11 protein-coding genes and 1 other RNA gene are annotated in these 14,805 nt (G+C 57.0%); 1 reads left to right on the top strand and 11 read right to left on the bottom strand.

Annotated features, from left to right (window positions below; all coding sequences use genetic code 11):
* Positions 1-50 precede the first annotated feature (50 nt).
* The 11 genes from ACKXF9_RS14955 to ACKXF9_RS14905 form a co-directional block, all read right to left on the bottom strand.
* Positions 51-1,490 carry a TrkH family potassium uptake protein gene (locus tag ACKXF9_RS14955; RefSeq protein WP_249236967.1) on the bottom strand — a complete coding sequence of 480 codons (1,440 nt, stop codon included), beginning with the start codon at positions 1,488-1,490 and terminating at the stop codon, positions 51-53.
* A 12-nt stretch (positions 1,491-1,502) separates the two neighbouring features.
* Positions 1,503-2,873, bottom strand: coding sequence for a Trk system potassium transporter TrkA (gene trkA / locus ACKXF9_RS14950; RefSeq protein WP_249236968.1), 1,371 nt, complete (start codon positions 2,871-2,873; stop codon positions 1,503-1,505).
* A gap of 167 nt (positions 2,874-3,040) precedes the next feature.
* Positions 3,041-4,360 (bottom strand): thymidine phosphorylase, encoded by a 1,320-nt coding sequence (locus ACKXF9_RS14945; RefSeq protein WP_418266654.1) that lies wholly within the window; start codon positions 4,358-4,360, stop codon positions 3,041-3,043.
* 171 nt (positions 4,361-4,531) lie between these two features.
* The gene (locus ACKXF9_RS14940) at positions 4,532-5,449 is read right to left on the bottom strand and encodes an ABC transporter permease (RefSeq protein WP_339395166.1); all 918 of its coding nucleotides are present in this window, start codon (positions 5,447-5,449) and stop codon (positions 4,532-4,534) included.
* A gap of 1 nt (position 5,450) precedes the next feature.
* The gene (locus ACKXF9_RS14935; RefSeq protein ID WP_249236971.1) at positions 5,451-6,620 is read right to left on the bottom strand and encodes an ABC transporter permease; all 1,170 of its coding nucleotides are present in this window, start codon (positions 6,618-6,620) and stop codon (positions 5,451-5,453) included.
* A 3-nt stretch (positions 6,621-6,623) separates the two neighbouring features.
* Positions 6,624-8,138 carry an ABC transporter ATP-binding protein gene (locus tag ACKXF9_RS14930; protein WP_348585181.1) on the bottom strand — a complete coding sequence of 505 codons (1,515 nt, stop codon included), beginning with the start codon at positions 8,136-8,138 and terminating at the stop codon, positions 6,624-6,626.
* 295 nt (positions 8,139-8,433) lie between these two features.
* The gene (locus ACKXF9_RS14925; protein WP_418266653.1) at positions 8,434-9,609 is read right to left on the bottom strand and encodes a BMP family lipoprotein; all 1,176 of its coding nucleotides are present in this window, start codon (positions 9,607-9,609) and stop codon (positions 8,434-8,436) included.
* Between the two features lie 280 nt (positions 9,610-9,889).
* Complete coding sequence (locus ACKXF9_RS14920) at positions 9,890-10,336, bottom strand: cytidine deaminase (RefSeq protein ID WP_418266652.1); 447 nt, start codon at positions 10,334-10,336, stop codon at positions 9,890-9,892.
* A gap of 90 nt (positions 10,337-10,426) precedes the next feature.
* Complete coding sequence (deoD, locus tag ACKXF9_RS14915) at positions 10,427-11,146, bottom strand: purine-nucleoside phosphorylase (RefSeq protein ID WP_005940061.1); 720 nt, start codon at positions 11,144-11,146, stop codon at positions 10,427-10,429.
* Between the two features lie 72 nt (positions 11,147-11,218).
* On the bottom strand, positions 11,219-13,102 hold the full coding sequence (locus ACKXF9_RS14910; protein ID WP_418266651.1) for a peptidoglycan DD-metalloendopeptidase family protein: 1,884 nt from the start codon (positions 13,100-13,102) through the stop codon (positions 11,219-11,221).
* 174 nt (positions 13,103-13,276) lie between these two features.
* A complete protein-coding gene (locus tag ACKXF9_RS14905; protein WP_418266650.1) occupies positions 13,277-14,203 on the bottom strand; it encodes an RluA family pseudouridine synthase in 927 nt (308 codons plus the stop codon).
* Between the two features lie 108 nt (positions 14,204-14,311).
* Between ACKXF9_RS14905 and rnpB the strand changes: the two genes are divergently transcribed.
* Positions 14,312-14,649, top strand: an RNA gene (gene rnpB / locus ACKXF9_RS14900) — RNase P RNA component class A.
* Positions 14,650-14,805 lie beyond the last annotated feature (156 nt).

Genomic DNA, 14,805 nt, shown 5'->3' with positions numbered 1-14,805 from the left:
AAATGCTCAATACGAGCAGAAGATCACAGATGGCTTTTTGTTATCGCTTTTTAGAATCTGCGCCACGTATCCGGCAGGAACAGCACCAGCATCGGGAAGATCTCCAGACGGCCGGCCAGCATGTCGAAGATCATCACCAGCTTTGCAGGGTTCGTAAAGCTGCCAAAGTTCATCATGGGGCCCACCTGCGCAAGGCCCGGGCCGATGTTGTTCAAGGTAGCTGCAATGGCTGTGAAGTTCGTCACCATATCAAAGCCATCCAGACTGATGAGCAGGAAGGATACCACGAAGATGAAGAAATACGCGCCCATAAACACATTGGTGGTGCGGATGGTCTCGTGGTTGAGCAGCTTGCCGTCCATGCGGACGGGGGCCACCACCTGCGGGTGCAGTGCCTGCTTGAGCTCCTTGCCCAAGGTCTTGCCCAGAATGAGGAGGCGGCTCACCTTGATGCCGCCGCCGGTGCTGCCTGCGCAGGCACCAATGAACATGAGCACCACCAGAATTTCTTTGGAGAGGGTGGGCCACAGGTCAAAATCGCAGCTGGAAAAGCCAGTGGTCGTGATGATGGAGCCCACCTGAAAGGCTGCCTGACGCAGCGCTTCGCCAAAGTTGTTGTAGATGCTGTAGATGTTGGCCGTGATGAGACCCACCGCTGCCAGGATCACTACAAAGTAGCCGCGCACCTCCTCGCTGATGACGCGGTTGAATTTGCGCAGCAGCAGCAGGAAGTAGGCATTGAAGTTGACGCCGAACAGGATCATGAAAATGGTCACGACCCACTGGATGTAGGGAGAAAAGCTGGTAAAGCTGTCATTCTTGAAGCCGAAGCCGCCGGTGCCCGCCGTGCCGAAGGCCGTGAGCATGGACTCAAACAGCGGCATGCCGCCCAGCATCAGGAATACCAGCTCCAGCACGGTGAGTGCAAAATAGATGCCGTACAGGATCTTTGCGGTAGACTGCACCTTGGGCACCAGCTTATCCACCTGAGGGCCGGGGCTTTCCGCCTTCATCAGGTTGACGTGGGAGCCGCCGGTCAGGGGCAGCAGCGAGAGCAGGAACACCAGAACGCCCATGCCGCCGATCCAGTGGGTGAAGCTGCGCCAGAACAGGATGCCCTTGGGCAGATCCTCTACCCCGGGCAGGATGCTGGCACCGGTGGTAGTAAAGCCGGACACCGTTTCAAACAGGGCGTCCACCGGGTTCGGGATGCAGCCCGTCACCACAAACGGAACGGCACCCACGATGGAAATGACGATCCAGCTCAGCGAGGTAGCAGCAAAGCCCTCCCGCATATAGAATACCTTGCTTTGGGGCTTGATGCCGCGCAGGGCGTAGCCGATGGCGGCGCTGACTGCCGCCGTGATCAGAAACACGCCCAGCACGAACCATTCGCCGTAGAATCCGCTGGCCGCTGCGGGCAGCAGCAGCAGCGCGCCTTCGATCATCAGCACATAGCCCAGCAGACGGAAAACGATCGCATAATTCATAGTCTGCCTCCGTCAACCCTCTGCGCCCTTATCCAGAATATCGCGCAGGTCATGCAGGCCATGCTCCAGCGTGACCACGATCACGTTATCGCCCACCTGGATCTGGTCGCCGCCGCGCGGGATCAGGATCTGATGGCCGCGGGTGATGCAGCACAGCAACAGGTTCTTTTTCAGGTGCAGCTGGCTCAGGGGGACACCCGTGGCAGCGCTTTCCTCGTGGACGGTAAATTCCAGCGCTTCCACGCGGTCGTCCAGAATGCGGTACAGCGTCTTGATGTTGCTACCCGCTTCGTTCTGCAGTGCACGCACATACTGCACGATGTAATCGCAGGTCATGTACTTGGGGTAGACCACGCTGCCCAGATCCAGACCGGCCAGAATATCATCGAACTCCAGACGGTTGACTTTGGTGACCAGCTTGCCCTTGGAGTGCTTTTTGGCAAACAGGGTCAGCAGCACGTTTTCTTCGTCGATGTTGGTCAGGGCCACAAAAGCTTCGGTGGACTCCATGCCCTCGGACAGCAGGAATTCGCGGTTGGAGCCGTCCTCGTTCAGAATCTGTGCGCCGGGCAGCTGTTCTGCCAGCTCCATGCAGCGGGCAGGGTCGCGCTCCACGATGCGCACCCGCACATGGTTTTCCAGCAATTCCTGACTCAGGTAGAAGGCAATGGCACCGCCGCCCACGATGAAGGCATTGCGCACCGGGCGCACCGGCAGATGGATGCGCTGGAAGAACTCGTGGGCCTTTTCCTGTGTAGCAAGGAAGGTGACCTGATCGCCGTTCTGCAGCACAAAGTTACCGTTCGGGATGATGACGCCGCCGCTGCGCTCCACAGCACACACCAGAATATCGCTCTTCAGGCGGGTGGGGATCTCGCGGATGGCCACGCCGTCCAGCCCCTGCTCTGCGGTGAGTGCAAACTTGATCAGCCGCACACGGCCGTCTGCAAAGGTGTCGATCTTGCTTGCGCCCGGGAAGCGCAGCAGATGGGAGATCTCCTTTGCTGCAGCCATTTCCGGATTGATGATGGCCGAAATGCCGATCTGCTTTTTGATAAAGTCCAGCTCATGGCTGTAGGACGGGTTGCGCACACGGGCAATTGCATGGCAGTGGCCCGCCTTTTTGGCAAACATGCAGCACAGCAGGTTCAGCTCATCCGAACCGGTCACGGCAATGAACACATCCGCATCTTCAATGCCGGCCTCTGCCAGCGTGGTGATCGAGGAACCGTTGCCCACGATACCCAGCACATCGTAGCTTTCAGTCAGATGTTCCACACGCGCTTTGTTGGTGTCCACAATGGTCACATTATGGTCTTCCTCACTGAGCTGCCGCGCCAGCGCAGTGCCAACCTTGCCGCCGCCCACCAGAATGATCTTCATAACAAGTCCTTTCTCTTTCCGCGTCCCTTCTGCCGGGACAGCACAAATCCATCATAGTATACCATATCTCCTGCCAAAGTTCCACTGTTTTCCATGTTATGCAACAAAACCTGCCAAATGACGCAAAAAAGCCCCGGGAGATACCGTCCCGGAAGCTTTTATTTCATTTAATAGCGCGCCACGCCGTCCTTCGTTACAAGGGCATACACCAGCGGGGCTTCCTCCGGCTTTTCGGCACCGTACACAAGGCCGCTGCGGTACTCGGCGGCGGCAGCTTCAAACTTATCGGCTGCGCCGTAGAAGGTGGCAAGGCTCTCGCCCTTCTTTACGTAGTCGCCGCGCTTTTTATGCAGGGTGATGCCGGCGGCAAAGTCCAGCGGGTCGCCCTTTTTCTGTCGGCCCGCACCCAGCAGCACGCTGGCAGAGCCAATTTTCTCGGCATCGTTCGCCACAATGTAACCGTCCTGCTCTGCCAGCAGCTCAAAGCTTGCCGCAGGCCGCTCAAACAGGCTGTAGTCGTCCAGCACGCGGGTATCGCCGCCCTGCGCCGCAAACATCTCCTTGCACTTTGCAAAGGCAGAACCGTCGGCGATCACCGCCTCGGCCATGGCACGGCACTGGGCAGGAGTGCCCTTATCGGCCAGCACCAGCATGTTCGTCGCCAGCTGCAGGCAGACCTCGGTCAGGTCGGCGGGGCCATGGCCCTTGAGCACATCCATGCTTTCCATGACCTCCAGACTGTTGCCGATGTTATGGCCCAGCGGGGTGTCCATATCAGTGATCATGGCGGCAACGCGGCGGCCATGGTGGGTACCGATGGAGACCATCAGCTTGGCCAGCTCAATGCTCTGGTCTACCGTTTTCATAAAAGCTCCGGTGCCGGTGGTCACATCCAGCAGAATGGCGTCCGAGCCGGAAGCCAGCTTTTTGGACATGATGCTGGACGCGATGAGCGGGATGCAGCTGACGGTTGCGGTCACATCCCGCAGGGCATACATCTTTTTATCGGCAATGGCAATTCCCTCGCTCTGGCCAATGACCGACAGGCCGATCCTGTTCACCTGCGCAAAGAACTCCTCCTGCGAGAGGGCGGTTCTGGTGCCGGGCACGCTTTCCATCTTATCAATGGTGCCGCCGGTATGACCAAGACCCCGGCCGCTCATCTTGGCGATCTTCACGCCGCAGGCTGCGACGATCGGTGCAATGACCAGCGTGGTCTTGTCACCCACGCCGCCGGTGGAGTGCTTGTCCACCTTGATGCCCGGAATGGGCGAAAGATCCACCATCACACCGCTGTGAGCCATCACATCGGTCAGCTCTGCGGTTTCTTCATCGGTCATGCCGCGCAGATAGACAGCCATCATCCATGCAGCCATCTGGTAATCAGTCACTTCTCCGCTGACATAGCCATTGACGATCTGCTCCAGCTCCTCACGGCTGTGCGTACCGCCGTCACGCTTTTTTGCAATCAGATCATAAACGCGCATCGTATCACGCTCCTCGTTTTTTCAATAGTACGACATTGTAAGATATAGTATAGCAAAATTCCAAACAAAAGCAAGTATCATTCTGTAAACTTTGCCCAATTTTAAGTCAAAAAGGGCGCAGCCGCCCGGAAAAGCAGCTGCGCCCTTGTTTTGGGATCACGAGTCGTCGTTTTAGCGGGATCCCTTGTCGTAGGGGATGCCCTCTGCCTTGGGTGCCATGCTGTTCTTGGAGGTAAATGCAAGAATGATCATGGACGCCACGAACGGCATCATGTTGTAGATATTGCTGGACCAGTGCAGCTGTGCCAGGAAGGTAGAGTCTGCAATGTTTGCCAGACTCTTGAACACAGCAAAGAACATAGCTGCGCCAAAGATGTTGAAGGGCTTCCACTGGCCAAAGATCATAACAGCCATAGCCAGGAAGCCTGCACCGGCCACACCCACCTCAAAGTTCCAGGTCTGAACCGGGGGCACGATGTAGGCCATACCGCCGATCGCACCCAGTGCACCGGAAATGACAACACCGGCATAGCGCATCTTGTAGACGTTGATGCCCACAGAGTCCGCTGCCTGCGGATGCTCGCCGCAGGCACGCAGGCGCAGGCCAAAGCGGGTCTTGTACAGCACCACATAGCTGATGATCAGCAGAATGATGCCCAGCGGCACAAAAATGCTCAGCTCCAGCCCGCCGATGCTGAACAGGAAGGGCTTGTTGGTGTAGTTCAGCTTTGCACTGCCGCTATCGCTGAAATTCTTGGCAAGGACCACCGCGATGGCCGTGGCCAGCAGGTTCAGGGCCGTACCGCCGATGGTCTGATCCGCCTTCAGATTGATGGAGGCAAAGGCCAGCAGCAGACTGTACACCATACCGGCCAGTGCCGCCACCAGAACAGAGATCAGCACCACGAGGAAGACCGGCATCCCGGCAGGCAGCAAGGTCAGGGTGAGAACACCCGCCACACCGCCAATGACCATGATACCTTCCAGTGCGATGTTGATGATGCCGGAGTGCTCACTGAACATACCGCCCAGTGCCACCAGCATCAGAACGATGCCATACAGCAGCGTATATTTGATCAGAAGCAGCATATCACTTGCCCTCCTTTTCGGTTGCAGGCTTTGCAGGAGCAGCAGGCTCTGCGTTCACGTTGGTCTTGTCGGCATTCCTGAACAGCAGTGCGTGGATCCTACCACGGAACAGCATGGAGAATGCGCACAGGTAGATGATGATGCCGCTGATCAGATCCGAGATCTCAGTGGGGTAATACTTGGTGGAAAGGAAGGAACCGCCCACCGAGATATGGGAAATGAAGATGGCCGAGAAGATGGTGCCGATGGGGTTGGAGCTTGCCAGCAGTGCAACGGAAATGCCGTTGAAGCCCATCGTCGGCAGGCTGGTGGAGTTCAGCGGGTTCCACTGGGACACATTGGAAAGGTAGTACAGACCCGCACCAAAACCGGCCAGCGCACCGGCAATGGCCATGGAGAGGATGATGTTCTTCTTCTCGTTGATGCCGGCGTAGCGGGCAGCGCTCTTGTTCAGGCCGACTGCCTTGAGCTCGTAGCCGAAGGTGGTCTTGTTCAGCACCACCCAGATCAGAACTGCCACTGCTGCCGCCAGAAAGATGGCGATGGTGGTGCTGTTGGTCTGGAACAACTTGTTCAGGCCAAAGTCCGGGATGATGGACTGGGCGTAATCGGCGTTCTTGCTCAGGTTCATGGTACGGGTGTTGCGCACATCGTACATGGGGCCGGTGCCGTTCTGGTAAATAAGCTCATTGACCAGATACAGGCCGATCCAGTTGAACATGATGGAGGTAATGACCTCGTTGATGTTGAAGTAGGCCTTGAAGAAGCCGGGGATTGCACCCCAGAGACCGCCCAGAATGGTGGCGGCGATCAGGCAGACGAACCATGGCAGCTTGAGCATGATGGCGCAGTACAAAGCGCCGTAAGCGCCCAGCGTGTACTGACCCGCCGCACCGATGTTGAACAGGCCGGTCTTGAAGGCAAACGCCACGGACAGACCGGTCATAATAAGGGGAGCCGCATTTGCCAGCTCCTTGCCGACGCCATAGGGTGCGTCATGGAAGCCGCCCTTCAGGATGCGCACAAAGCCGTCGCCCCATGCGTGCGCCGGGTTGATGGCCAGCAGCACCAGAAAACCGACCACAAGGCCGATCAGGATGCACAGCAGAGCAGCCAGCACACTGGTGATGGAGCTGTTCAGACTGCTGTGGGAAAGTTTTTTCTTGTTCATGTGTTATTTGCTCTCCTTTCCCTGCTTGCGTGCGCCTGCCATATACAGGCCCAGCTCCTGCACGGTGGTGGTCTTGGGATCAAATTCGCCCACGACCTCGCCCTCGTACATCACAAGGATGCGGTCGGACAGGTTCATCACCTCGTCCAGCTCCAGACTGACCAGCAGCACGGCCGTGCCCTTATCGCGCTCGGCCACGATCTGGCGGTGGATGTATTCAATTGCACCAACGTCCAGACCGCGGGTGGGCTGGACTGCCACCAAGAGCTTCGGGTCCTTATCGATCTCGCGGGCAATGATGGCCTTCTGCTGATTGCCGCCGGACATGCTGCGCACGGTGGTCAGACTGCCCTGACCGCTGCGCACATCATACTGCGCGATCAGCTTATCGGAGTATTCCCGCACCTTATCGCTGCGGATAAAACCGCCCTTCTGGAACTCCGGCTGCCAGTAACGCTGCAGCACCATGTTGTTTTCCAGACTGTAGTCCAGCACCAGACCGTGCTTGTGACGGTCCTCCGGGATGTGGCTCATGCCGTCCTTGGAGCGCTGACGGATGGTCTCATTGGTGATGTCCTTGCCGTCCAGCATGATCTTGCCGCTGCTGATCTTTTCCAGACCGGTCAGGCCGTAGACGAACTCGGTCTGGCCGTTGCCCTCGATGCCTGCAAGGCAGACGATCTCGCCCGCGTGCACCTGAAAAGAGACATCCCGGACTGCGTCCTTCTTGTGCTGGGCATTGTGCATGGTGACGTTTTTCACATCCAGCACCACCCTGCCGGGGTCTGCAGGCTTTTTGTCCACCTGCAGCTGCACATCACGGCCCACCATCATGCGGGAAAGCTCTTCCTTGGTGGTATCCTTGATGTCCACAGTACCCATGCATTTGCCCTTGCGCAGAACTGTGCAGCGGTCTGCCACAGCCATGATCTCGTTGAGCTTGTGGGTAATGAACAGGATGGACTTGCCCTCCTTCTTGAACCCGCGCATGATCTCCATCAGTTCGTCGATCTCCTGCGGGGTCAGCACTGCCGTGGGCTCGTCGAAGATCAGGATCTCATTGTCGCGGTACAGCATCTTCAGGATCTCAACGCGCTGCTGCATACCAACAGAGATATCGCTGATCAGTGCATCCGGGTCCACGCGCAGGCCGTACTTTTCGCTCAGGGCCATTACCTTTTTGCGAGCCTCAGCCTTCTGCAAAAAGCCCATCTTGTTGGGCTCCACGCCCAGAATGATGTTGTCCAGCACGCTGAAGCATTCTACCAGCTTGAAGTGCTGGTGCACCATGCCGATGCCCAGTGCATTTGCATCATTGGGGTTGCGGATGGCAACCTCCTTGCCGTTTTTGCGGATCTGACCAGCTTCCGGCTGGTACAGGCCAAACAGCACGCTCATCAGCGTACTTTTGCCGGCGCCGTTCTCGCCCAGCAGGGCATGTACCTCGCCTTTGCGCAGCTGCAGGGTGATATCGTCGTTTGCCTTGATTCCAGGGAACTCCTTGGTAATGTGGAGCATTTCGATCACAAAATCCTCTGCCAATCTGCTCACTCTCCTTTCGTGTCGTTTCGACACCGATACTTCTTTAGTATTCATTATACCTGATTTGCGGCAATTTGCACATGTCTTTTTTGCTTTTTGGCAGAAAGCACAGATAATAGTATTACTTTTGTGTCCTTTTCACGAAGAGTCTGCTGCATTTTTTCCGCATTACGCCAATAGCTGACAGAAAAAAGCGGGGCACCCCGCTACAGGATGCCCCGCTTTAAAAAGACCTATCGATCGTCCGCAGGCAGGCCTGTCGGACAATACCTTACTGGATGTAGTTGACAGTGGTAAACTCGCTGACGGTGGGCTTGGTAGCGTCGTCGGAGCTGTTATCAACAGTGATCTCGCCGCTCTTGATCTTGCCCTTGACTTCCTCGTACTCGTCGGTGGTGAAGGACTCGAAGTTCCAGCTGTCTGCATCGGTGGGCAGGCCGATATAATCGCCGTCCTCCAGACCAAAGTTGCCATTGGAACCTGCGATGTCGCCCCAGCTGCCGGCATCGATATCAGCCAGTGCAGTGTTGACAGCCTCGGTCAGACCCTTCATAGCGGAGGTGATGAACGGGTTATAAGCGTAGGTGCCATCTGCAACGCCGTTTGCACCGATGTAGTTCTGGTCAACGTCAACGCCGATGACGTAGCCGTTGTTCTTCAGAGCAGCCTCAACAGCGGAGGTGTAGATGCCGCCGCCGCAGGCAAAGACGACCTGAGTGCCGTTGGAGTACCAGCCCTCCATACGGGAGGTGATGTTTGCATCGCCGTAGAACTGGCCGCCGTAGAAGTAGTTGATCTCGATGTTCTGGCCCAGCTCAGCAGCAGCGGCATCAGCGCCCTGCACGAAGCCGTAGCCGTAACGGATAACAGCGGGAACAGCCATGCCGCCCAGGAAGCCCAGCTTGGTCTTGCCGTCCTTTGCGATGGCGTAGCCTGCCAGATAGCCTGCCTGCTCCTCCTTGAAAGTGATGCAGTAGCAGTTGGCGGGGATGGCATCGGTGCCGATATCGCCCTGAGTCACATCGATGGCGATGAACTTGACATCGGGATACTGGTCAGCAGCCCATGCCAGAGAAGCGCCGTACAGGTAGCCGACACAGACGATCACATCAGCGCCGTCGTTGACAGCCTGACGGATCATGGTCTCGCGGTCCTCATCGGAGGCGTCAGCCTCGGGGATGTAGTACTGGCAGTCGTCGCCCATGTAGCCGGAAACAGCAGTCCAGCATGCCTGGTTGAAGCTCTCATCATCGATCGTGCCGGTATCGCAGGTCAGAGCGACCTTGACGATCTTCTCACCGCCCTCAGCAGCAGAGGAAGCAGTAGAAGCAGCAGCGGAAGAAGCGGTGCTGGTAGAAGAAGCGGAAGAACCGCCGCAGGCGGTCAGAGCAGCGGCAGCGGCAGCAGCACCAGCCACAGCCAGAAAGTTACGACGAGAAATCTTCATAAGAAACTCTCCTTTATTTTAAAAAATCGCGTCAAACAAATAAAATGCGCAGAGCTGCACATTTACTGGTTCAAGTATAACGGCAAGCCATGTCAGATGCAAGCAAATTCCGATTACAAAATCTTTACAATAATTTTGTAAGTTTTTAGCAAAAGTAGTATTTATGCACAAATTTGCCGTAGTTCCGGCCATTTTCCGTGCACTCCCTGTGTTTTGCCGCACAATGCACGTATTTCCGTTACTTTATTGTCCTGCAGTGTGCCTCTGCGCTTTTATCCCATTACCTCACGGCACAGTTGCCCGCCACATTGGAAGGGCCAAAACCGAAGGGCAGCAGTTCGTCCATGCTGCGCTCGATAAAATCTTCCGGTGTCTTTGCCATGATAACATTCAGTTCCGGCCCGCCGAATTCAAACAGAGCCTGGCGGCACACCCCGCAGGGAGAAGTGATCTGCTCGTTCACCTCGCCGCGGCGGCTGCCCACCACAGCAATGTCGGTGAACTCGGTCACACCCTCGGCCACCGCCTTGAACAGAGCCGTGCGCTCTGCACAGCTGGTGGGGGTAAAGGCAGCGTTCTCCACGTTGCAGCCGGTAAAAATGCGGCCATCCTTGGCGCGCAGGGCAGCGCCTACCATAAAATCGCTGTAGGGTACATAGGCTTTTTCCCGTGCAGCCAGTGCCATGCGAATGAGCTCCTTCTTTTCTTCCAGGGTCAGGTTTGTCATATCCGTCACTCCTTTTTTGGTTTTCAGGGGTCGAAAACAGCGCGGCAAGCCCTTTTGCAGGCAAACCGCGCTGAAATGCGTTTTTAACGCTTAGTATTCTGCACCCAGTGCTACCTTCATCATATCGGTAAAGCTCTTCTGGCGCTGTTCTGCCGTGGTGATCTCCGGCGAAACAAAGCTGTCGGAAATGGTCAGCAGGCAGGCAGCGTTCTTGCCCAGCACCTGTGCATTGGCAAACAGGGCAAAGCTCTCCATCTCCACGCACAGGCAGCCGCGCTCGTCGCGCAGCTTTTCCCAGTAGGTGGGCTTTGCATCGGAGGGCTGACGGTAGAACACATCCGAAGAGTGGATGTTTCCCTCGATGAGGGGGATGCCCTGCTTTGCGGCAGATGCGCGCAGCTTGTCATTCAGGCTCTGGCTGGGCAGTGTGATGTCCCCTTCAAAGCCGCTCTGCACGCGGGCATAGTTGCTCTCGCTCACAGCACCGGCGGCCAGCACCACGTCAAACAGCTTGGCCTTGTCGGTATAGCTGCCGGCAGAGCCGATGCGGATGATGTTCTCTACATCGTAGAACTTGAACAGCTCATAGGAATAAATGCCGATGGAAGGCATACCCATGCCGCTGCCCATCACGCTGATGGGACGGCCCTCGTAAGTGCCGGTAAAGCCAAGCATGCCGCGCACGCCGGTCACCTGACGGACATCCTTGAGGAAGGTGTCCGCAATGAATTTTGCACGCAGAGGATCGCCCGGCATCAGGACGGTCTTTGCAAAATCGCCTTTTTCAGCACTGATGTGAGGGGTAGACATAAGATCATCTCTCCTTTTCTGTTACATAATACAGCAGATGGGCCTTCTCCGGAGAAAAAGCCCTCTGCAAACTTACCTATACTTTCTGCGGTTGAACACATTCTGCGGCGCGATGTAGCTGCCGTTGCGGCGGATCTCAAAGTGGCAGTGGTTGCCGCTGGAGCGTCCGGTGCTGCCCACATAGCCGATCAGCTGGCCCTGCTTGACGGTCTGGCCGGAGTGCACCGCCAGCGACAGACAGTGCGCATACACCGTGGTGTAGCCGCTGCCGTGGCTGATGATGATGGAGTAGCCATAACCCGTACCGGCACCGGCCTTGTTGTAGCCGGCCTTGGTCACGGTGCCGCCCGCCGATGCGTAGATGGGCGTACCGGCAGCCGCACAGATATCCACACCCTTGTGGCTGCCGCCGTACCAGCGCGAGCAGTTCCGGTAGCCGGGCACCGGCCAGATGAACTGACCGCTGCCGGTGATGTAGCTGGTGCTGCTGGTCACCTTTTTGGTGCCCTTCACGATCTTTTCCGTGACAGGCTCCTGCACCACTTCCGTGCTCAGGATCTTCTGGGAAAGCTGGATGCCATCGGTGTTATAAACACGCTGCGCCGTGATCTGACGCAGGCCGTTCACACCGTTCTGCACCGTTTTCTTGGTACCCACCGTGTACTCGTTGGAGGTGGTGGTCTCGGTGGTATAGGGGATCTCCTCCTGCCAGGTCTCCACCTTGGTGATGCGCACTTCCAGCGTAGCTTCCTGCTTGGTCACGATCAGCTCATCACCGGCCTGAATGTTAGATTTCTCGTTCAGAGGCGCACCCTTGAAATTGGTATTCAGTTCGCACAGCTCACGGAAGGTGAGGTCGTTTTTCTGGGCGATGCTCCATAGCGTGTCACCTGCGCCCACTGTGTAGATCTTTTCCTGCTGCTGCACACCGGAAAGTTCCTTTTCCACATCCGCTTCGTCCTGAAAGCTATCGTTGAAGTAGATGCCGTTTTCCAGCGTAACTTCCTTGTTGAAGCCCACGGTCACGTTGGAGTTCTCAGGGTCCTCATAGGGTTCCAGAAGACTGCTCAGGTAGCTCTGCAGGCTGACACCATCACTGCACACTGCGGTCAGCTCACCATCCAGATACAGGGCCGTGCCCTCGCTGATCTCGTCGCTGGCGCTCTTCAGGATCGCGTCCGCCATCTCGTTTTCATCCATGGTCTTGTGGGCCACGGTAACGGTGTAGGTAGGCTCCACGGTCCACTTTGCATGGTCGGTGTCTGCGTAGTTGATACGCTCCTGCACCGCCTCACGGGCCGAGTTGAACACATCCTCATTGGCCACATAGCCGACGGTCTGGCCGTTCACCTGCACCTCCAGCGCATAAGGCTGGCGGACAGTATGGTTGAACACGGTCACCATAACGGCCAGTGCGCACACCGGCAGCACATACATGGCCATGCGCGGCAGTGTTTTCAGGTTGCGGCGCACGCCGCTGGCCAGATAATGTACGCTGGCTTTGCAGGCTGCGGCAAAGCCTTTTTCTTTCCGCACCCGTTGGGCGTGCACCAGCAGCGAACCGCAGCCCCGGAAGAACAGCCAGATCGGGCCGAACAGGTCCCGGAACATCTGCGCTGCCCCCGGGAACGCCATTGCCGCAGCATTTGCCAGCAGTGTCGTAAATGCCTGCCACAGCCACAGCCAGCCGCTGCGCAGGCCGCGCCCAACGCGGACGAATACATACTCTGTAGAATAGCCCAGTGCATACAGCGTCTCCCCGATGACTGGCACGGCAGAATTCTGGGCAAGCTTTCTGCCAAAATCATTCACATGATTCTGGGTTTTACGGCGCAGCCGGTGCCGGTGCAAAAGCCCCATGCATTGCAGCTGTGCCCAAAGGGAGCGCAGCCTCTGGCCGCGTTTCGGTTTTACCGGTGAAGCGGGCTGCTGCTCCTTTGTCTTGTCTTCGATCAAAAGGTTTTTCTCCTTCCTTGCCGCCAATGCACACACGGTGCCGGGATAAGACGGCGGCGGTCTTGAGCGCACATGCCCTTTCCAGCAGGCTCATGCACACAACATTCTTATTTTATTATACACCCTGCCGTCTTTGAAACAAGCATTGTCACAAAATTTGGGCGGTTCTTTCACTTACTTTTCACCAAAAAGCTGTTTCATATCCTGCGGCAGCGGGCTTTCCGCCGCAGCAGTCTTCCAGTTATTTCCATTCGCCGGGCATTCCACCCGGATTCCGCCCTCCACCGGGGTGTACACCGGCACCCGGAAGCTCTGCCTTGCACAGTGCAGCGCCTGCCGCCCAATGCGCTCCCGGCTCCCGCCGTAAAGGTCATCCCCAGCCAGCGGGTGGCCGATGGACGCAAAATGCACCCGGATCTGATGGGTGCGGCCCGTTACCGGCACACAGGCTGCAAGGCTCAGGCCGTTTTCTGCCTTTAATATGGTATACTCGGTACGGCTGGGCTTGCCGTCCGGGGTCACGCAGCGGCCAATGATGCTCTCCGCCTGGCGGCCAATGGGCGCGTCGATCACGCCCGGACCCAGCGGCAGCTCTCCCTCCACAACGGCATAGTAGAGTTTTTCCACATTCCGGGCCAGCAGCGGCGCAGCATAGGCGTGCTTTGCAGCCAGAACAAGGCCGCTGGTGTCCTTATCGATGCGGTTCACCGGGCGGAACACCGAGCTGATGCCCTGCTGCGCAGCCCATGCCGCATACCCGTTGGCAAGGGTATCGCAGGGGTAGTTCAGGGTGGGGTGCACGGCCAGATGCGGCGGCTTTTCCAGCACCACTGCAAAGGCATCCTCATAGACCACGTTTACCGGGATCTCCGGCTGCGGGGCCATGCCTTCCCCTTCCGGCGGCAGCTCAAAGCTGACCGTCTGCCCCGGGTACACCCTGCGGTTGGCAAGGACAGGCTCTCCATCCGCAAAAAAGCCGCTGCCCCGGAACTTGACTGCACGGGCAAGGTCGGTAGAAACGGCACACTGGCGCAGAAAATTGCGCAGAAGCACTCCGTTTTGGGTCTGCGGCGTATCGGGCACCGTAAAAAACAGCCGCATATGCCCCCACCTCCTGTGCAAAAAACATAAAAATATATAAGATATTATATCAAAAAAGGCTTCTACTTGCAAATCCTGCTTTTTTATGGTATCATGAGGAGCGGAAAACGAGTGGAACATACGGCGGCGGGGCGGCTTTGACCGCTCTGAGGAAAGTCCGGGCCTCACAGAGCACGGTAACTGCTAACGGCAGCCGAGGGTGACCTTAGGGAAAGTGCAACAGAAAACAAACCGCCGCAGCAATGCGGTAAGGATGAAACGGCGAGGTAAGAGCTCACCAGCGCATGGGTGACCATGCGGCTTTGTAAACCCTACCGGAAGCAACGCCTATATGGGACGTACAGCGCTGCTCGCGTGTCCCGAAGGCGGCACGAACCTGTCAGCAATGGCAGGTCTAGACAGATCGTCGTTTAATACAGAACCCGGCTTACGGTCTATCTCGTTTTCCATTTTTCAGTCTTTGATTCCCGCACATTTTTGTGTGGGATTTTTTATTTTTTGTCTTGCCCGCTTTCTCCGTCGGGCAGTGCGAGATGGAGAGAATGCGGCTGTTTTGTTTTTGTCATTGTTCTTTTACTTCCCGTTTGGGTCTGTTTGTGGTA

Origin of the sequence: Faecalibacterium sp. 9, assembly GCF_048320955.1 — a bacterium.
In the GTDB taxonomy this organism is placed as follows: domain Bacteria; phylum Bacillota; class Clostridia; order Oscillospirales; family Ruminococcaceae; genus Faecalibacterium; species Faecalibacterium wellingii.
Note: the sequence above shows the minus strand (reverse complement) of the source record. Positions and strands in the feature narration are given on the sequence as shown.

Bases quoted from the DNA above. Each gene is read 5' to 3' on its own strand.
- trkA (WP_249236968.1), bottom strand. From the start codon at position 2,873: ATGAAGATCATTCTGGTGGGCGGCGGCAAGGTTGGCACTGCGCTGGCG.
- ACKXF9_RS14945 (WP_418266654.1), bottom strand. From the start codon at position 4,360: ATGCGCGTTTATGATCTGATTGCAAAAAAGCGTGACGGCGGTACGCAC.
- ACKXF9_RS14935 (WP_249236971.1), bottom strand. From the start codon at position 6,620: ATGAACAAGAAAAAACTTTCCCACAGCAGTCTGAACAGCTCCATCACC.
- ACKXF9_RS14930 (WP_348585181.1), bottom strand. From the start codon at position 8,138: ATGCTCCACATTACCAAGGAGTTCCCTGGAATCAAGGCAAACGACGAT.
- ACKXF9_RS14955 (WP_249236967.1), bottom strand. From the start codon at position 1,490: ATGAATTATGCGATCGTTTTCCGTCTGCTGGGCTATGTGCTGATGATC.
- ACKXF9_RS14925 (WP_418266653.1), bottom strand. From the start codon at position 9,609: ATGAAGATTTCTCGTCGTAACTTTCTGGCTGTGGCTGGTGCTGCTGCC.
- ACKXF9_RS14940 (WP_339395166.1), bottom strand. From the start codon at position 5,449: ATGCTGCTTCTGATCAAATATACGCTGCTGTATGGCATCGTTCTGATG.
- deoD (WP_005940061.1), bottom strand. From the start codon at position 11,146: ATGTCTACCCCTCACATCAGTGCTGAAAAAGGCGATTTTGCAAAGACC.
- ACKXF9_RS14905 (WP_418266650.1), bottom strand. From the start codon at position 14,203: ATGCGGCTGTTTTTTACGGTGCCCGATACGCCGCAGACCCAAAACGGA.
- ACKXF9_RS14920 (WP_418266652.1), bottom strand. From the start codon at position 10,336: ATGACAAACCTGACCCTGGAAGAAAAGAAGGAGCTCATTCGCATGGCA.